The following is an 18385-nucleotide window of genomic DNA, read 5'->3' as shown; positions in this document are numbered from 1 at the left end:
GGTGTTGGTTCGCGGATCGGATGGGGCCTTATCCGGATCAGGCGACCGCGGAGCGGGCCTTGGAGATCGTTCGGGCTCGCAACGAGCGGGAGGATGCTCGGGATCGGTCTTGGCGGGATGGTGGCTGATCGGCCCGCCTAATACCGCTCATGTGCTCGTCAGGTCCATCTATTAGGGTTGCTCGGAAATCAACCGACATGTTCGGCGGTCCGGAGTGGGTCGTGCGGGCGGGAGCTGGTGAGCAGGGAGGGCGACCCTTGAGGGTTACCGTTGTTGTGCCGACATACAACGAACGGGAGAATCTGCCGGTTGCGGTGGAGCGGCTTACGGCACTGCCGGTGCCCGACCTGCACATTCTCGTCGTTGACGACAGTTCGCCGGACGGCACCGGCGAAGTCGCCGACAAGCTCGCGGCGGAGCTGCCGAATGTGGTGGGTGTGCTGCATCGCACCGAGAAGGACGGGCTAGGGCGCGCGTATGTCGCGGGGATCACGCGGGCGCTGGACGAAGGCGCCGACGTGGTGATCCAGATGGACGCCGACCTGTCGCATCCGGCGGAAGTGATCCCGGCCATGCTGGAGAAGTTGACGGGCACCGACGCGGGGGTGGTGCTCGGGTCGCGCTACGTGCCGGGCGGGTCGACGGCCGAGGAATGGAAGTGGTACCGCAAGGCGCTGTCGGCCTGGGCGAACTTCTACGTCAACCTCATCCTGCGGCTCGGCGTGAAGGATGCCACCGCCGGGTTCAAGGCGTGGAAGGCGCAGACGTTGCGCACCATCGACGTCGGCTCGATCCGTAGCAACGGTTACTCGTTCCAGGTCGAGATGAACTACCGCACCGTGAAGAAGGGCGTCGCGATCGCCGAGGTGCCGATCCGCTTCGAGGAGCGCACACTCGGCGCGTCCAAGATGAGCCTCAAGGTGCAGTTGGAATCGGCGCTCATGCCGTGGAAGCTGTTGTTCGGCCGTTCGGTCTGAGCCCGGAATCCAGGCGGCCCCGCGTCCGTGGGGGCGCGGGGCAGGATCGGGGGCGGTTCACCCCTGGGTGAGGTATTTGCGCAGTCCTTCGGTGCTGATGATCAGGATCGGGACGAGCGCGACGTGCATCAGTGCCAGGGATACGGTCGATGCCGTGTCGAAGTCGGCGGCGATGGTGCCGAAGATGGTGGCCAGCGCCAGCACCGAGCCGATCGCGGCGGCCACCCTGAGCACGACGATCCAGCGGTAGGACAGGAGTGCGGCGGCGCCGAGGCCGATGAGCAGCGGGACGGTGGACAGGACGATCACGCCGCCGGGCGCCACATCCTGGGTCTTGTCGCCGTCGATCGTGGTGAAATCGCCGCCCGCCGCCGCGCCGATGAGCCAGATGACGAGGTTCACCACCAGTGCGGTGAGGACGGCGCCGCCGACGGCGACGGGACGGTTGAGCGACGGTACGGGCAGGCTGCCGGTTGTGGGATTCACAGTGGTCATGATGGCGGTCTCCTGAGTGCAAGCTGTGAGAATGCTGTGAGTCCCATCATCAAACCTCAATGAATCTTGAGGTCAAGGGTCCGACACGAATGCGCCGCGTGTCACATTTGTTCACCTTCGGGGTTCGGCCAGTCCACGAGTGCGTCGAGATAGAGCTGCCGAACGCGCGCCACCTCGACGTCCATATCCTCGGGATCCCACCCGGACACGTCGATCGGGTCGAGCACCGCGACGTCAACCGTGCCGCGCCGCGCGACCATCGAATTCCGCCAGGAGATCTCGCCCGCGTTGCGGATCACCACCGGAATCACCGGAACCCCGGCCTGATGCGCGATATGGAACGCGCCCTTCTTGAACGGCCCGACCTCCGGCGTGTACGAGCGGGTGCCCTCGGGCGCGACCGCGATGGACAGGCCGCCGCGCAGGGTGTCGACGACGGGAGCGAGCTGCGCCTTCGCGGTCGCGGGGTGCGAGCGGTCGATGAAGGTCACGCCGACGAACCGCATGAGCGGGCCGAAGATCGGGTTGCGGGTCAGTTCCTTCTTGCCGATGCCGGTCACGCCGCCCGCGAGCACCTTCGGCACGATGATCACGTCGAACTGACTCTGGTGATTGAACAGGAAGACCGCGGGGCGCGGGGCGCGGGCGTTGGCGGCGCCGGTCACCCGCAGGCGGACGCCGAGTACCCGCAGGGTCGCGCCCGCGCCGTAGTCCATGAGCGCGTCGGCCATGTCGCGGCGGCGTCGGGTGTGGCAGCGGGAAACGACGCCGGTGATCGCGCCGCCGAGCAGCGCCACCAACGCGGCGATGGTGCGCAGGTAGTCGCCGAGGCGGGGTTCGCGGCGCGGGCGGAAGGTCAGCTCCGGCCAGTCCTTTTCCGCGGCGACGGCGGCGAGTGTGCGGGACGCGTCGACCACGACGGGGTTGCCGACCGAGGTCAGCAGCGGCAGGTCGGCGTGCGAATCGGAGTAGGCGTAGCTGCGGGTGAGATCGATCGCGTCGGCGGCGGCGAAGGCGCGTACGGCGTCGGCTTTGCCGGTGCGCCACAGCGTCTTGCCCGCCACATAGCCGGTGAGTACGCCGTCCTGGCTCGCCATTTCGGTGCACAGCACCCGGTCGACGCCGAGTGCGGCGGCGACGGGCGCGATCTGGAATTTCGTGAGCGAGCTGACCAGGACAACGGTGTGGCCCGCCGCGCGGTGCGCGGTGATCAGCCGCCACGCTTCGGGATACAGGTGGCCGTAGACGCTGCGGCGGAACAGTCCCGCGCCGAGTTCGCCGAGCTCGGTCTCGGTGTGGCCTGCCAGCGCGTGCGCGGCGTGCTGCAGGAAGCGGCTGTATTCGCCGTCGGTGAGGTGGTCGCGAATGCTCTCGCGCAGCACCGCGCCCGGGTCGTCGGTGCCGCGCCTGCGGTAGCGGCGGCGCGCGTAACCGTCCAGGACCGCGCCGCTGACATCGAAGATCGCCGCGACCTGCCTGCCTTGCGGTCCGGTGCGGATCGCTTCGAGCCTGCTCGCGAGATCGGCGGGACTCACGCTCGCTCCGGTCGATTCGACGGGTCGAGGGCGGCCGCGCGGGAGATGAGCGCGCCGAGTACGCGCAGCTGATCGGCGAAGTCCTCGCGTTTGCGGGTGGATTCGGCCCGCGCCTGCGCCGAGTCCGGGTCGACCGGTTCGACCAGGCCGTAGTTCCCGGCGAGTTTCAGTGCGCTGGTGAACAATTCGGTGGAAATCGATTCCGGGCCGTGCAGGCGCTGTTGCAGCAGCATCTGCCTGCCGACCGCTACGCATTCGTCGAGGAACTGTTTGCGGTCCACCTCGACCGAGGGGTCGCGGGCGGCAAGGCGTTCGGCCACCACCAGTTGCGCGTCCACGAAGGAGCGCAGCACCCGGTGGGCCATCATGAAGCCGGAGGCGGTGAGCATGTCGAGTACGTCGCTGCCGAGGGTGTCCAGGCGGGTGTGGCTGTGCCAGTCCGGGTCGACCAGCAGCATCTCGGCGGTCATCTGTTCGGCGAATTCGCCGCGCTCGGGGAAGAAGAAATCGAATTTGAGCAGGTCGCGCAGCCGGTATGCCTCGTCCCACCCGGTGCTGAGCTGATCGGATTCCGGGGATTCGACCGCGGCGAGGATCGACAGTTCGAGGATGGCCCGGTTGATGAACCAGTGCACGGCGCTGTTGCGGTAGAACGCGGCCTCGAGGTGGGCACCGGTTTCGATGGAGTACACCGGTTCGAGTCCGCCGCGGTAGACGGTGACCACCTTGGCCAGCGACAGCTGTTCCAGCACCACCGCGAGGCTCTGTTCGTCGCGCATGGCCGCGAGTTCGCCGCTTGGCAGTCCGCGTTTGTCGATGTATCCGAGGACCGGCGCGAGCAGGGCGCGCACCTCGCCGAGGGTGAGCGCGCGGGACTGCACGCCGAGCAGGGCCAGGGTGGCCAGCGCGTTCACGGTGATCGGGGTGACCTCGTTGATGCCGACCGCGATCTCGAAGGCGAGCCGCTGCACCGCTTTGCGTTCGAGTTCGGCGGTGTGCTCGTCGGTCGAGGTGGCGACCGCTTCGACGCGGGCGGCGTCGGTGCGGTGCAGCGGGATGGTGATCGGCACGGGATGCATGGGGTCGCCGTTGGCGGCCAGCCGTTCGCGGGCCGAGAGCGGTGCGCCGAAACGCACGTAGACGTGTCCGGCGGAATGCTGCTGACTGCGCACGTAGCGCGCGAGCCACGCCAGCCCTTCCGGCTTCTTCTTGCCGCCGACCTGTTCGGTGGCGATGGCGCCGAGTTCGTTGAGCCGTTCGTAGGTGATGGATACCGGCACGAGCATGACGTCTTCGACCCGGTTGCCGCGCACCGCCGAGGCCAGGTAGTTGAGCAGGCCGTAACGCGGTGGGCGCAGTTTGCCGGTGCGGGTGCGCCCGCCTTCGAAGTACCACTCCAGGTTGAAGCGTTTGGCCAGCAGGTAGGCGAAGTATTCCTCGACGACCGCCTTGTAGACCTCGTCGTCGCCGAAGCTGCGGCGGATGAAGACCGTTCCGGTGCGGCGCGCGATCGGGCCCATGGGCCAGAAGCTCAGGTTCGCGCCGCCGATGACGTGGTTGGGCGGGAAGTCGTTGCGGGCGAGTACGTCACCGAGGACGAAGGCGTCCACATAGGAGCGGTGCGACGGCAGGAAGACCAGCGGGTAGCGCCGGTTCAGCGCGCGCAGGGCGTCCAGTCCGGATTCCTCGAGGTCGACCTTCCAGGTTGAGGCGTGCACGGGCCGCATGGCCTGGGTGAACAGGTCCGATACCAGCCTGCTCTGCGCGGCGACGAGTTCGTTGAGCGATTTCTCGGCCCGTCGGTACACCTCCTGGGGGTCGGCGCCGATCTGGTCGCCGATGAGTTCGAGCCTGCGCAGGAAGTCCGGCGAGTCCAGGATCTCCTCGGCGACCAGTCGCGGCACTTTGTAGCGGTCGCCGATGACGGTGCGTTCGGCGCGTTCGAGTGCGAAGACGGCGGCGCGCGCGATGGCGCGGGCGAACGGGTCCGACGATCCGGCGGCCAGCATCGCGGCGGCTTCGGGATTGTTGGCGCGCAGGTCGGCGAGGGAGGCGGGCGCTCCGGTGAGGACCACGTGGCGGTCGGGTTGTTCGCGCAGCAGTCTGCGTTGCGCGAAGCGATGGGGTTTGCGCGGATTGGTCAGCGTGGCGAGATCGGTGAAGGTGATGCGGCGCACGCCGTCGCGTTCGGGTGGCAACCACACCACGCGGACGGGGACGACCAGCGGGTCGTCGCGTCTGCGGACGAGCCGGTCGGCGATGGCGTCGGCGTCGAGGTCGATCTGGGTTGCGGGGATGTCGCGGCCGAATTCGCGGGTCAGGCCGCCGTCGGCGATCCACGCGCCGATGAGTTCGCGTTCCACCGGTGAGCTCGCGTCGACCAGCGCCACCACCGAATCGGGCGCGGCGGTTCGCGGAGTCGGCGTCGTCGTCTCCCCGCGTCGTTCGATCATGGCTGGTCCCTCCGCAAACAGGCGATCCCCCTATTCAATCGCTCCGCGGCCGTTCCCGCAGGAACATCGGAGGGCGAGTTGAAACAGCCAGGTAATGCTAACCTTACCTCCTTGAGTTAGGTCAGCATAACCTTTGGAGGATCGTTGTCGACCACGGACGAGCGCTTGCGCGTGGAGTATGTGACCGATCCGGCGGCAGCCATGTCCCGGCTGGCAGCGGCAGATCGATTCGGTGAGTACGTCATGTACGAACGTCCCGGCGAATGGGTGTTCGCCGCCGACCCCATCGGCAGCGTCGAACTCGACGTGCACGAGCTGCGGGTGACATGGGAAGCCGAGACCACCGCCGCCGCGTGGACCGGCGCGCCCGCCGGTGTGCTGGACGAAGCCCTCGGCAGGCTGCCGCTCGCGGGCCGGAATGCCTACGGCTGGATCGGATTCGAATTCTGCGCCTGGGCGCTCGACGCCACGAGGCACCTCGACCCGCGCGCCCCGATCGCGCATCTGATGATCCCCCGCATCGAGATCAAGGTAGGGGAATCCGGCGTCGAGATCACCGGAGCCACCGCCGAGGAGATCGACGACATCCACGACCTGATCGCGGCCTCCCAGGACAGCCCGCTGCCGCAGCCGCAACCCATCGACATCCGCACCGATCCGACCGGGTACGAAGGCCGCGTCGCCACCGCGGTGGACGAAATACGTTCCGGCAGATACCAGAAGGTGATCCTGTCCAGAAAGGTCGAGCTACCCTTCGCCGTCGACGTCCCGTCGACCTACCGGCTCGGCCGCGCCAACAACACCCCGGCCCGCTCGTTCCTGCTCCGCCTCGGCGGACTCGAGGCGGCGGGTTTCAGTCCGGAACTGGTCGCCTCGGTGGACGAGGACCGCGTGGTCACCACCGAACCGCTCGCGGGTACCCGCGCCTTCGGACTCGGCGACGACGTGGACATGGCGGCGCGCGCGGATCTGGTGAGCGACCCCAAAGAGATCGTCGAACACGCGATCTCGGTGCAGACCTCTTTCGCCGAGATCTCCGCGGTCGCCGATCCGGGCACACCCGCGGTCTCGGACTTCATGGCCGTGCGCGAACGCGGCAGCGTCCAGCACCTGGCTTCCACGGTGCGCGGCAAACTCGCCGCCGACCGGTCGAGCTGGGATGCGCTGGAAGTCCTGTTCCCGTCGGTGACGGCCTCCGGAATCCCCAAGCGGGAGGGCGTGGATTCGGTGTTCCGGCTCGACGGCGACCAACGCGGGCTGTATTCCGGTGCGGTGGTGACTATTTCGCCGACCGGCGCGATGGAGGCGACGCTGGTGCTGCGCGCGGTGTTTCAGACCACCGATGGCGCGTGGCTGCGCGCGGGCGCGGGCATCGTCGGACAGTCGCGTCCCGAGCGGGAATTCGAGGAGACCTGTGAAAAGCTGGGCAGCATAGCGCCTTACGTCGTCAAAGCCTGAGCGGGCGCGGGCCGGGGCGGGCGGAACACGCCCGCCCCGAGTCTTTTTCAGCCCCGCAGCGCCTTCTTGTCGATCTTCCCGACGGCGGTCACCGGCAGCCGGTCGGACTGTCGCAGCAGATCGGGCAGTTTGTAGGTGGCGAGGCCGCGTTCGGTGAGGAAGGTCTTGATCTCGGCCAGCGTCGGCATATCACCGTCGACGACGAGGACCGCGCAGACCTTCTCGCCGAGCGCGGCGTCGGGCAGGCCGACGGCGGCGGCGTGCCGGACGGCGGGGTGGGCGAGCAGATGCTCCTCGAGTTCGTCGCAGGACACGTTCTCGCCGCCGCGATTGATGACGTCCTTGATGCGCCCGGACACCACGAGATGGCCCGACGGCAGCCTGCGCACCAGATCGCCGCTGCGGTAGTAGCCGTCCGGGGTGAACGCGCGGGCGTTGTGCTCGGGCGCTCGGTAGTAGCCGCGAATCGTGTACGGCCCCTTGGTGAGTAGTTCGCCCTCGGCGCCGGGGTCGACGTCGTCACCCGCCGCGTCGACCACCCGCACCTCGTCGGCGGGGGACAGCGGTCGGCCCTGGGTGGTGCAGATCAGGTCGGTGTCGTCGTCGAGGCGGGTGTAGTTGAGCAGGCCCTCGGCCATGCCGAAGACCTGCTGCAAGGTCACCCCGAGGGCGGGGCCGACCTCGCGGGCGTTGACCTCGGCGAGTTTCGCGCCGCCGACTTGCAGCAAGCGCAGCGACCCCAGATCTGCCTCCTCCCAATCCGTTGCGGCGCTCCACAATTGCGCCAGCGGCGGCACCACGGCGGTGACCGTGACACGGTGGCGTTCGACGGCGGCGAAGGCGCTCTCCGGACTCGGGTCGGTGACGAAGGCGACGGCGCCGCCGACGCTGACCGTGCCGAGGATGCCAGGGCAGGCCAGCGGGAAGTTGTGTGCGGCGGGCAGGGTCGCCAGATACACGTCGTGCTCGGTGAGTTCGCAGATGGCGGCGCTCGCGGTGGCGTTGTAGACGTAGTCGTCGTGGGTGCGCGCGATGAGTTTGGGCAGGCCGGTGGTGCCGCCGGAGACCAGCATGAGCGCGATGTCGCTCGGGTCGATCGCGGGCAGCGGTGCGGCGCCGTCGCGCGGCACCTCGGCGAGGTCGGTGAAGTCGCCCGCGTCGCCGAGGACGAGCACGTGGCGCAGGCTCGGCACGCGTTCGCGCACCGACGCGGCGAGTTCGCGGTAGTCGAAATCGCCGAGCCGGTCGGCGATCACGTAGCCGACGGCCTCCGACAACGCGGCCAGGTGTTCGATCTCGGCCCTGCGGTGCGCGGGCAGGGTGAGTACCGGGATGATGCCCGCGCGCAGCAGTCCGAACAGCACCGTGAGGAATTCCGGCACGTTGGGCAGTTGTACGACGACGCGGTCGCCGGGAGCGAGGCCGAGCGCGAGCAGGCCGTTGGCGAGTCGGTCGGCGGCGGCGTCGATGTCGGCGTAGGAGGTGGCGGTCGCGCCGTCGAGCAGGGCGGGTCGGTCCGGCGCGCGGCGTGCGGTCTCGCGCAGCAGATCGCCGAGTGGGCGTCCGGACCAGTAGCCCGCGTCGCGGTAGGTCGCGGCGGCTTCGGCGGGGAAGGGCACGTAGCCGTCGCGGTGGCCGGTGGACGCGGTGGGTGTCGAAGTCACGGTGTGCCTCACAAGGTCGCGCGGAGCAAGCGGTATACGGTAACCAATGTAGGTTAGGCAACCCTATTGGATGGTGCGGTTTCGGCTGCGATCGGTACTCCTCGAACAGAACGGGCGGTACTAGACTCGTGTCCATGACCCGTTGGGACGCATCGGATATTCCCGATCAGACCGGCCGGACGTTCATCGTGACCGGCGCGAACAGCGGCTTGGGCGCGGTGGCCGTGCGCGCGCTGGCCAAGGCGGGAGCGCAGGTCGTGCTCGCCTGCCGCAATACCGAGAAGGGGGAACGCGTCGCCGCCGAGATCGGCGCGGCCGCGCGGGTCGCCCGCCTCGACCTCGCCGACCTCGCCTCTGTCCGCGAATTCGCCGCGGGCGTCGACAAAGCCGACGTGCTGATCAACAACGCGGGCATCATGGCCGTGCCGCTCGGGCGCACCGCCGACGGATTCGAATCGCAGGTCGGCACCAATCATCTCGGCCACTTCGCGCTCACCGGACTGCTGCTCGACCGCATCTCCGACCGGATCGTCACGGTGTCGAGCGGCGCGCACGCCAGCGGTCGCATCGATCTGGACGACCTGAACTGGGAGCGCCGCCCCTACAAGCGTTGGGGCGCCTATGGTCAGGCGAAGTTGGCGAATCTGCTGTTCACCTACGAATTGCAGCGCAAGCTCACCGCGGCGGGCTCGTCGAAGCTGTCGGTGGCCGCGCACCCCGGTTACGCCGCCACCGAACTGCAATCGCATACCGAATCGTTCTTCGACCAGCTGATGGCGGTCGGCAACCGAGTGCTCGCGCAGAGTGCCGAGATGGGTGCGCTGCCCGAGTTGTACGCCGCGACCGCCTCGGTCGAGCCGGGCGCCTACTACGGACCCACCTCGTTGGGCGGCATGCGCGGGTATCCCGGTCTTGCCGACTCGAACAAAGCGTCCAAGGACGAGCAGGTCGCCGCGGGACTGTGGGAGCTGTCGGAGCGGTTGACGGGCGTGGTCTACAACCTGCCACCGATGTGATGTGGGTCACCTGAACCGGCTGTCACGCTGGTGCGTGCCACGTCGTCGTCTCTGTGAAAGCCCACCGGCGATTACAGAGAGAAGGCACACCATGAACGCGCGATTCGACTACTTCGGCAACGAGAACGGCGCCAAGTTCATCAAGCGCATCGGCAATGCCGGGCAGCTCGTCAACGAGTCGACCCTCCCGCTGCTCACCCAGGAGATGGTCAAACTGCGGGCCAGCCAGATCAACGGCTGCGGATTCTGCACGGATATGCACGCCAAGGACGCCGCGCACGCGGGCGAGACCCAGCTGCGGCTGAACCTGGTCGCGGTCTGGCGCGAGGCCACCGTCTTCACCGAGGCCGAGCGCGCGGCGCTGGCGCTCGCCGAGGAGGGCACCCGGCTCGCGGACGCGAGCCACGGTGTGAGCGACGACACGTGGGCGCAGGTCGAGAAGCATTACGACGGCGACCAGATCGCCGCGCTGATTTCACTGATCGCCCTGATCAACGCCTACAACCGGATGAACGTCATCGTGCGGCAGCCCGCCGGTTCGTATCAGCCAGGGCAGTGGTGACCGGGTCTCGGCGGACATTTCCCGGTCACCGTCGCGTTCGGTGCTGGTACTGTGACCGACGTGCAGCGCGCGTATTTCTGGTTTAGCAAGCCGGCCCCGGGTGGGTCGGTCTGCGGCAACCGCTTGCGCTGACCTCCCACCCCGAGCCGGATCAAGACCGGCTCGACGGGGCAGCACGATTCCGTGGGTCGGCCTTCCAAGTAAAGGAACCCACAGCTATGACAACCGCAGCCGATGTCGACTCGCGGCATTCCGATCTCGATGATCAGCGCACCCTGAGCGTGAGCCCGTTGCGCTCGCCCGCCGAGGTGCGCCGGGTGCATCAGATCACCGACGCACTCGCCGACACCGTCCGGGCGGGCCGCAAGGCCACCGTCGAGGTACTCGGCGGCGCCGACGATCGCCTGATGGTGATCGTCGGCCCGTGCTCGGTGCACGATCCCGTCGCCGCCATGGACTACGCGCGCAAGCTGGCCGCGAAGGCGGGCGAGCTGGACGACCGGCTGCACGTGGTGATGCGGGTCTACTTCGAGAAGCCGCGCACCACGCTCGGATGGAAGGGCCTGGTCAACGACCCGCACCTCGACGGTTCCTTCGACGTCAACACCGGTCTGGGATTCGGCCGCAAACTGCTGGTCGACATCACCGCGCTCGGACTGCCGGTCGCCTGTGAATTCCTCGACCCGATCACCCCGCAGTACATCGCGGACCTGGTGTCCTACGGCGCGATCGGCGCGCGCACCGCGGCCAGTCAGGTGCACCGCCAACTCAGCAGCGCGCTATCCATGCCGGTCGGCATCAAGAACGGGACCGACGGCGACGTGCAGGTCGCGGTGGACGGCGTGCGCGCGGCCGCGGCCAGCCACGTGTTCCCCGGCACCGATCTGGACGGCCGCTCCGCGCTGATCCGCACCTCGGGCAACGAGGACTGCCATGTCATCCTGCGCGGCGGCAGCAATGGCACGAACTACGACGCCGCCTCGGTGGCCGAGGCCTGCCTGCGCCTGGAGAAGGCGTCGCTGCCGCAGCGGCTCGTGGTCGACGCCAGCCACGGCAACAGCAACAAGGACCACGCGAAGCAGGTCGACGTGGTCACCGACATCGCCGAGCGGGTCGCGGGCGGCGAGCGCGCGGTGGTCGGCGTGATGCTGGAAAGTTTCCTGGTGGCGGGTCGCCAGGATCTGACGCTGGGGCGTTCGGCCGACCTCACCTACGGGCAGTCCATCACCGACGCCTGCCTGGACTGGGAAACCACCGCCGTTCAGCTCGACCGGCTGGCCGACGCCGTCGCGCGGCGCCGGGCGCGTTGAAGGTTCGCGCGTAGATCGCCGACCCGCCCCGCGCGGGCGGGTCAGGCGATACCGCGGGCGGGGCGGACCGTAGAATCCACCCCGATGGTTGCCGCGCTTCTCGCCGAATTGTTCGAATCTCATCGGGCACACTTGTTCTCCGTCGCCTACCGGATGACGGGCAGCGTCGGCGATGCCGAGGACGCGATCCAGGAGAGCAGACTGCGGCTCGCGGGCGTCCACCAGTCCGAGATCGATGACCTTCGGGTCTGGCTCAGCGGCGTGGTCGGCCGGATCTGCCTCGACCACCTGCACAGCGCCGCGCTGCGGCGCGAGAACTATGTCGGCCAGTGGCTGCCGGAACCGGTGGTGACCGGCGTCCGGCCCGGCCGCGCGCCCGACGCGCTCGACGCCGTCGCCCGCGACCACGGCTGTCATATGGCCGCGCTGGTGCTGCTCGATACGCTCACCGCGCCGCAGCGCGTGGCATATGTACTGCGCGAGAGTCTTTCGATGTCGTTCGAGGAGATCGGCGCGGCGCTGGAGATCTCGACCTCGGCGGCCGCGCGATGCGTGGCGCACGCGGACGAGGTGATGGACGGCCTGCCCGCGCCCGCGCCCGATGCCGAACACGAGGCGGCGGTACGGCGGTTGCTCGCGGCGCTGGCCACGGGGGAGTTACGGACGGTGGTCGGTGCGCTGCACCCGGACGCGGTCCTGATCGGCGACGCGAACGGCACCACGTCCACGGCGGTGAATATCGTCGGCGGTGCGGAGCAGGTGGCGCGGTTCATGCTGGCGCTGGTGCACCGATACGGGATCGGCGCGTCCGACGAATCTGCCACCCGCTTCGAATTCGCCACGGTGAACGGGCAATTGGGGCTGGTGATCAATCTGGACTCGGAGCTGTTCGAACAGGACTGGCATCCGGCCAGGGTCGTCGGGTTCACGGCGCGGGACGGGTATGTCTGGGGGACTTACGATCACGCGAATCCGGCCAAGTTGACCGGCGTGCGCCCGTGAGCCGACCGCCGGGTCCGACCCTCGTCGTCGGGCCCGACGTCGTTCGAGTCGTTACGGGATTGCGGAGCCGCTGAACCAGTCGCCGGTCGAGGAACCGGTGCCGTGGTTCCCGGTGCTCGAGCCGAGGAAGAAGTCGCCGGTGGATGATCCGGTGAACCAGTCGCCGGTGCTTTCGATCACACCCTGCACGGTCGTTCGGACGAACCCGAGTACCGTTCCGGCCACCTCCGACGCGGCCGGTTGCAGTACGAGGTCCAGATAGGAGGCCATATACGCCCCTTTCGAGATTCCGTCGCGCGGGGCGGCGGTATTTGTGAGGTAGAACACGGCGAGGCTAGCTCTCATCAGGGAAACGCACAACCACGCAGGTGGAAGCGCTTAATTCAATGTGAAACATAGCCATTCGCTATCTGATAGCAACAATAGTGACCTCTGGGCTACTCTGCCGGATATGTCTTCGCACCCCGCGACCGTCGATCGTCTCCGACCCTTCGCCTCGACCATCTTCGCCGAGATGACCGAACTCGCCCTGCGGCACGGGGCGGTGAACTTAGGTCAGGGATTTCCGGACACCGACGGACCCGCCGGGATGCTCGAGGTCGCGCGCGAGGCCATCGCGGGCGGGCTCAACCAGTACCCGCCGGGACGGGGAATGCCGGTGCTGCGCAACGCCATCGCCGAGGACCGCGCCCGCCGCTACGGTACCGCCTACGATCCAGATTCCGAGGTGCTCGTCACCGTCGGCGCCACCGAGGCGATCGCCGCCACACTGCTCGGCCTCGTCGAACCGGGCGGCGAAGTCGTGCTGATCGAACCGTATTACGACTCCTACGCCGCCGCCGTCGCGCTGGCGGGCGCGCGGCGGCGCACCGCGCGGCTGGTGCCCGACGGCGACCGGTTCGTCCTCGACCTGGACAGCCTGCGCGCCGCGATCACCCCCGCCACCCGCATGCTCGTGGTCAACTCGCCGCACAATCCGACCGGGACGGTACTCGGCCGCGCCGATCTCACCGCCATCGCCGACATCGCCCGCGAACACGATCTGCTGGTACTCGCCGACGAGGTGTACGAACACCTGGTCTACGACGGCGTCGAGCACATCAGCCTGTCCACGCTGCCCGGCATGCGCGAGCGGACGCTGGTCGTGTCGAGTGCGGCCAAGACTTTCAGCGTCACCGGCTGGAAGACCGGGTGGGTGTGCGCGCCCGCGCGGCTCATCGACGGCGTGCTCACCGCCAAGCAGTTCCTGACCTTCGTCGCGGGCGGGCCGTTCCAGCCCGCGGTGGCCTACGCGCTCAACGAGGAACTCGACTGGGTGGCACGGTTGCGAGATACACTGTCGGACAAGCGTATCCGCCTTTCCGACGCGCTCTCCGCCACCGGGTTCGACGTGAAGTACAGCGCGGGAGGGTATTTCGTCTGCGCCGACATCACGCCCATGGGCGCCACCGACGGACTCGAGTTCTGCCGCTCGCTGCCGGATCGCCTCGGCGTCGCCGCGGTGCCGGTCAGCGTCTTCGCCGACGACAAGCCGAGCTGGGACCGGTTGGTGCGCTTCACCTTCTGCAAGAAGGACGAGACCCTGGACGAGGGTGTGCGCAGGCTGCGCGCGGGCGTCGGCGTCGGCGTCGACAACTGACGGGAACCTCTGCCGCCGTGCCGCATCCGCGCCGAGCGGATGCGGTCGGCCGGTATCGTGCGGTTCGCCGAGCTCACGTATCGATCGACCCGAAGGCTCGAAAACTACGCGGGCGTCGGCCGTGCTCGGTCGGTGACGAGCAGCACGGCGATCGCGCCGAGCACCGAGCCCATCACCCACCGCTGTGCCCGCAACCATAGCGGCCGGGCGGTGAGGAAAGTGGAGACCGCGCCCGCGCCGAGCACGATCAGAGTGTTCACGGTCAGTGAGACCGCGATCTGTACCCCGCCGAGACAGAGGCTCTGCAACCACACCCGACCCGCGTCGAGCGCAACGAACTGCGGGATCAGGGCCATGTACATGACGGCGAGCTTCGGGTTGAGCAGATTCGTGAACAGGCCCATGGTGAACAGTCGCCGCGTCGGGTCGGCGGGCAGTGCGCTCGGCGCGAACACCGAGACCCCGCCGGGCCGCACCGCCTGCCAGGCCAGCCACAGCAGGTAGGCCGCACCGGCGACCTTCACCGCGACGTACAGGCCAGGCACCACCGCGAACACCGCCGTGATGCCCGCGGTCGCGGCCGCCAGGTACACGGCGAAACCCGCCGCGACGCCCGACAGTGAGACGAGGCCCGCGCGTCGCCCTTGCGACACTGTGCGTGACACCAGGTACATCATGTTCGGGCCCGGTGTGAGCACCATGCCGAGCGCCGCCGCCGCGACGCCGAGAACCGCCGTGAACTCGATCATGGGTCGATCGTCGCTGACCGTGGCCGCGCGCGTCTCGGTCCACTTCGGCGCCGGTGGCCCGCTCGTCGGTCACGTGACGTGAGCGCGCCGCCGCGGCGACGGCCTACTTCGCGGCAGCCCGCGCCATCGGTGCGCACGGGGTGATCGGCGGCGCCCGATCGGGGCGCGGAACAAATCCCGAGGCCGTGGCGCTGTAGTGTCGCGCCAACGGCCGCACCGCGCCGACGCGGGCTCGATGGTCCCGCGCTCCCGGTTGTCGGTGGTCTCGGGGAGAATGGGCGGGTCGGTGTGAAGGGGTGGGTGGTCGGCGGCGCGTTCGACCTACCGGATACGAGGAGAGACTGTGACCGACGGTCCGTTGATCGTGCAGAGTGACAAGACGCTGTTGTTGGAGATCGACCACGAGTCCTCCGACATGGCGCGCCAGGCCATCGCGCCGTTCGCCGAGTTGGAGCGCGCGCCCGAGCACGTGCACACCTACCGGATCACGCCGCTGGCGCTGTGGAACGCGCGTGCGGCCGGGCACGACGCCGAACAGGTCGTCGACGCGCTTGTCACCTATTCCCGGTACGCGGTGCCGCAGCCGCTGCTGGTCGACATCGTCGACACCATGGCCCGCTACGGGCGGTTGCAGCTGGTCAAGCATCCGGCGCACGGGTTGACACTGGTCAGCCTGGATCGCGCGGTGCTCGAAGAGGTGCTGCGGCACAAGAAGATCGCGCCGATGATCGGCAACCGCCTCGACGACGACACCGTGCAGGTGCACCCTTCCGAACGCGGGCGCATCAAGCAGATGCTGTTGAAGATCGGCTGGCCCGCCGAGGATCTGGCGGGTTACGTCGACGGGGAGGCCCATCCGATCGACCTCGACTACGAGGGCGGTCACTGGGAGCTGCGCGACTATCAGCAGATGGCGGCGGACTCGTTCTGGGCCGGCGGCTCCGGCGTGGTCGTGCTGCCCTGCGGCGCGGGCAAGACCATGGTCGGCGCCGCGGCCATGGCGCAGGCGAAGGCCACCACGTTGATCCTGGTCACCAATACCGTCGCCGGGCGGCAGTGGCGGCGCGAACTGCTCGCCCGCACCTCGCTCACCGAGGAGGAGATCGGCGAGTACTCCGGTGAGCGCAAGGAGATCCGCCCGGTCACCATCGCGACGTATCAAGTGATCACCCGCCGTACCAAGGGCGAGTACAAGCATCTGGAGCTGTTCGACAGCCGGGACTGGGGTCTGGTCATCTACGACGAGGTCCACCTGCTGCCCGCGCCGGTCTTCCGGATGACGGCTGATCTCCAGTCGCGGCGGCGGCTCGGTCTCACGGCAACGCTGGTCCGCGAGGACGGCCGGGAGGGCGATGTGTTCTCCCTGATCGGACCCAAGCGCTACGACGCGCCGTGGAAGGACATCGAGGCGCAGGGGTGGATCGCGCCCGCCGACTGTGTCGAGGTGCGGGTCACGCTCACCGATGCCGAGCGGATGACGTATGCCACCGCGGAACCGGAGGAGCGCTACAAGCTGTGCTCGACGGCGCGCACCAAGATCGCGGTGGTGGAGTCGATCCTGGCGCGGCACGCCGATGCGCCGACCCTGGTGATCGGCGCCTATCTCGACCAACTGGACGAACTCGGTGTCGCGCTGGACGCTCCGGTGATCCAGGGTTCCACGAAAACCAAAGAGCGCGAAGAGCTTTTCGACGCCTTCCGGCGCGGTGAGATTCCGGTGCTCGTGGTGAGCAAGGTCGCGAACTTCTCCATCGACCTACCCGAAGCGTCTGTCGCGGTGCAGGTTTCGGGGACCTTCGGGTCGCGCCAGGAAGAGGCGCAGCGGCTGGGTCGGTTGTTGCGGCCCAAGCAGGACGGCGGGCAGGCGCACTTCTATTCCGTCGTCGCGCGTGACACGCTGGACGCCGAGTACGCGGCGCATCGGCAGCGCTTCCTCGCCGAACAGGGGTATGCCTACCGCATCACCGACGCCGACGACTTGCTGGGACCTGCCATCGGATAAGTGGAGGCATAACCTCCACAACGTGTGCTAGGAAGAGGATGTGCGACGCTTCGAATTCGCGGTGGACCGCAGCCACGCCCATGCGGTGAACGAAGTGTTCGCCGACCTGCGCAGGTTCCGCCTGCTCTCGATCGCCGCGACGGTGCTCGCGACCGCGGCGACGGCCTTGCTGATCTGGTTGAACCATCCGTGGTCGTATCTGCTCGCCGTCGCGTTCGCGCTCGGCGCGGTGGTTGCCCTGTGGGTCACGCTGTCGGCGCCGCACCGCGCGGGCATCGACAGGCTGTACGCCGATGGCGAACTGGTGCCCGCGGTGGTCTCGGAGACCAACCCCTCGGGGGTGGTGCTGCTCGCCCTGGTCGACGTATCGGGTCCCGAGGCGGGGGATTCGCGCTACGCGCTGGTCACCAGGAAGGTGCGTGACCTGCCCGGACATCACAAACGGGCCGGTGAACGGGTGCCGTCGGTCGCGGTTCGCCACGAGCGCGCGCCACGTCAGGTCGGGGAGCGCTGGCAGGTAGTGAGTGCGATGCCCATCGCGTGGGGCACCAGGGATGCGCGGGTGATCGAGCAGGCGCGCGCGGCCATCAGTGAGGTCGAGTGGCGGTTGCTCACCGACAATCTCGAACTCGCCGCCAAGGTGCGCACCACTTCGGCCAAGCGCCTGCTGCTCGATCCGCAGCAGCTGCCGGGCGACCTGGGTTCATGATCGCTTCGAACTTTTTTGTGGCACATAAGTATTCGAATACATCACCGTAAAAGCGGTTGCGCCGCGTTCTAGACTCGGCTCATGGTCCCGCTCTCGAATCTGCTCGCCTTCGTCGCCGCGGCGTTCATCCTGATCGTGGTGCCGGGCCCCGGCGTCTTGTTCACCATAGGCCGTGCGCTCACCCTCGGCCGCCGCGCCGCACTGCTGTCGGTGCTCGGCCACGCGGCGGGGGTCTACCTGGCACTGCTGTTCGTCGCGGTCGGGCTCGGCACGGTGCTCATGGCCTCGTCGTTCGCGCTCACGGCGGTGAAGTTCGCGGGCGCGCTGTACCTCATCCACCTGGGCATCCAGGCGATCCGGGAGCGTAAGTCGCTGCGCGAGGCGATGAGCGGACTCGCCGAATCGGACCTCGACGCGCGCGCCTCGGCGCTGCGGGTGCTGCGACAGAGCTTCACGGTCGGGGTGACCAATCCGAAGGCGATCGTGTTCTTCGCTGCCGTCCTTCCGCATTTCATCGAGCCGTCGGCGGGTCCGCTGCCGCTGCAATTCCTGGTGCTCGGCAGCGTGTTCATCGCGATCGCGCTGGTCTCCGACAGCGCGTGGGCCTTGCTGGCCGCGGCCGCGCGGAACTGGTTCGCGCGATCACCGCGTAGGTTGGAGGCCGTGGGTGGGGCGGGCGGCGCGATGATCGTCGGGCTCGGCGCGTCGGTGGCGATCAGCGGCGCGACCGACTGAACCGACTACCATCCAGCGGTGCCGAAGCGAGTCGTACCCGATCGTCCGTGGCGCGCTGAGCCGATTCGAGAGCCGATTC

At 68.4% G+C, this 18385-nt stretch carries 16 protein-coding genes; 10 read left to right on the top strand and 6 right to left on the bottom strand.

The window, feature by feature from the left end:
- Nucleotides 1-197 precede the first annotated feature (197 nt).
- Nucleotides 198-977, top strand: coding sequence for a polyprenol monophosphomannose synthase (locus tag IT779_RS30325; protein ID WP_198429104.1), 780 nt, complete (start codon nucleotides 198-200; stop codon nucleotides 975-977).
- Between the two features lie 57 nt (nucleotides 978-1034).
- Here the strand turns inward: IT779_RS30325 and IT779_RS30320 are convergent, their stop codons facing one another.
- From IT779_RS30320 to IT779_RS38215, 3 genes are all read right to left on the bottom strand, one after another.
- Complete coding sequence (locus IT779_RS30320) at nucleotides 1035-1472, bottom strand: DUF6069 family protein (RefSeq protein WP_196152887.1); 438 nt, start codon at nucleotides 1470-1472, stop codon at nucleotides 1035-1037.
- A 101-nt stretch (nucleotides 1473-1573) separates the two neighbouring features.
- Nucleotides 1574-3007, bottom strand: a complete 1434-nt coding sequence (locus IT779_RS38920) for an HAD-IB family hydrolase (protein WP_332839039.1) — start codon at nucleotides 3005-3007, stop codon at nucleotides 1574-1576.
- Entirely contained in the window at nucleotides 3004-5460 is a 2457-nt protein-coding gene (locus IT779_RS38215) for a glycerol-3-phosphate 1-O-acyltransferase (RefSeq protein ID WP_232542256.1), read from the bottom strand. The genes IT779_RS38920 and IT779_RS38215 overlap by 4 nt, the downstream gene beginning before the upstream one ends.
- 144 nt (nucleotides 5461-5604) lie before the next feature.
- On the opposite strand from IT779_RS38215, the gene IT779_RS30310 reads away from it, so the two are divergent.
- A complete protein-coding gene (locus IT779_RS30310; RefSeq protein ID WP_196152885.1) occupies nucleotides 5605-6918 on the top strand; it encodes a salicylate synthase in 1314 nt (437 codons plus the stop codon).
- A gap of 47 nt (nucleotides 6919-6965) precedes the next feature.
- On the opposite strand, the gene IT779_RS30305 is transcribed toward IT779_RS30310, so the two are convergent.
- Nucleotides 6966-8582: a (2,3-dihydroxybenzoyl)adenylate synthase gene (locus IT779_RS30305; protein ID WP_196152884.1), complete on the bottom strand. Its 1617-nt coding sequence runs from the start codon at nucleotides 8580-8582 to the stop codon at nucleotides 6966-6968.
- A gap of 134 nt (nucleotides 8583-8716) precedes the next feature.
- Between IT779_RS30305 and IT779_RS30300 the strand changes: the two genes are divergently transcribed.
- The 4 genes from IT779_RS30300 to sigJ all read left to right on the top strand — a co-directional run bounded on the left by IT779_RS30300 (nucleotide 8717) and on the right by sigJ (nucleotide 12472).
- Nucleotides 8717-9598, top strand: coding sequence for an oxidoreductase (locus tag IT779_RS30300; protein ID WP_196152883.1), 882 nt, complete (start codon nucleotides 8717-8719; stop codon nucleotides 9596-9598).
- Between the two features lie 91 nt (nucleotides 9599-9689).
- The gene (locus IT779_RS30295; protein ID WP_196152882.1) at nucleotides 9690-10160 is read left to right on the top strand and encodes a carboxymuconolactone decarboxylase family protein; all 471 of its coding nucleotides are present in this window, start codon (nucleotides 9690-9692) and stop codon (nucleotides 10158-10160) included.
- 218 nt (nucleotides 10161-10378) lie between these two features.
- Nucleotides 10379-11470 (top strand): 3-deoxy-7-phosphoheptulonate synthase, encoded by a 1092-nt coding sequence (locus tag IT779_RS30290; RefSeq protein WP_196152881.1) that lies wholly within the window; start codon nucleotides 10379-10381, stop codon nucleotides 11468-11470.
- Between the two features lie 84 nt (nucleotides 11471-11554).
- Nucleotides 11555-12472, top strand: a complete 918-nt coding sequence (gene sigJ / locus IT779_RS30285; protein WP_196152880.1) for an RNA polymerase sigma factor SigJ — start codon at nucleotides 11555-11557, stop codon at nucleotides 12470-12472.
- Between the two features lie 51 nt (nucleotides 12473-12523).
- Here sigJ and IT779_RS30280 read toward each other — a convergent pair whose 3' ends face one another.
- Nucleotides 12524-12742, bottom strand: a complete 219-nt coding sequence (locus IT779_RS30280) for a hypothetical protein (RefSeq protein ID WP_196152879.1) — start codon at nucleotides 12740-12742, stop codon at nucleotides 12524-12526.
- Nucleotides 12743-12923: 181 nt separating this feature from the next.
- On the opposite strand from IT779_RS30280, the gene IT779_RS30275 reads away from it, so the two are divergent.
- Nucleotides 12924-14111 carry a pyridoxal phosphate-dependent aminotransferase gene (locus IT779_RS30275; protein WP_196152878.1) on the top strand — a complete coding sequence of 396 codons (1188 nt, stop codon included), beginning with the start codon at nucleotides 12924-12926 and terminating at the stop codon, nucleotides 14109-14111.
- A gap of 104 nt (nucleotides 14112-14215) precedes the next feature.
- On the opposite strand, the gene IT779_RS30270 is transcribed toward IT779_RS30275, so the two are convergent.
- Entirely contained in the window at nucleotides 14216-14860 is a 645-nt protein-coding gene (locus IT779_RS30270) for a LysE family translocator (RefSeq protein WP_196152877.1), read from the bottom strand.
- Between the two features lie 343 nt (nucleotides 14861-15203).
- Here IT779_RS30270 and IT779_RS30265 point away from each other — a divergent pair, with 343 nt between their 5' ends.
- From IT779_RS30265 to IT779_RS30255, 3 genes are all read left to right on the top strand, one after another.
- Nucleotides 15204-16862, top strand: a complete 1659-nt coding sequence (locus IT779_RS30265; protein ID WP_196152876.1) for a DNA repair helicase XPB — start codon at nucleotides 15204-15206, stop codon at nucleotides 16860-16862.
- A gap of 40 nt (nucleotides 16863-16902) precedes the next feature.
- Nucleotides 16903-17571, top strand: coding sequence for a DUF3239 domain-containing protein (locus IT779_RS30260; RefSeq protein WP_196152875.1), 669 nt, complete (start codon nucleotides 16903-16905; stop codon nucleotides 17569-17571).
- Nucleotides 17572-17652: 81 nt separating this feature from the next.
- The gene (locus tag IT779_RS30255; protein WP_196152874.1) at nucleotides 17653-18306 is read left to right on the top strand and encodes a LysE family translocator; all 654 of its coding nucleotides are present in this window, start codon (nucleotides 17653-17655) and stop codon (nucleotides 18304-18306) included.
- Nucleotides 18307-18385: the final 79 nt, after the last annotated feature.

Source organism: Nocardia bovistercoris (genome assembly GCF_015674855.1).
Taxonomy (GTDB): Bacteria; Actinomycetota; Actinomycetes; order Mycobacteriales; family Mycobacteriaceae; genus Nocardia; species Nocardia bovistercoris.
This window is presented reverse-complemented; position numbering and strand designations above follow the sequence as displayed.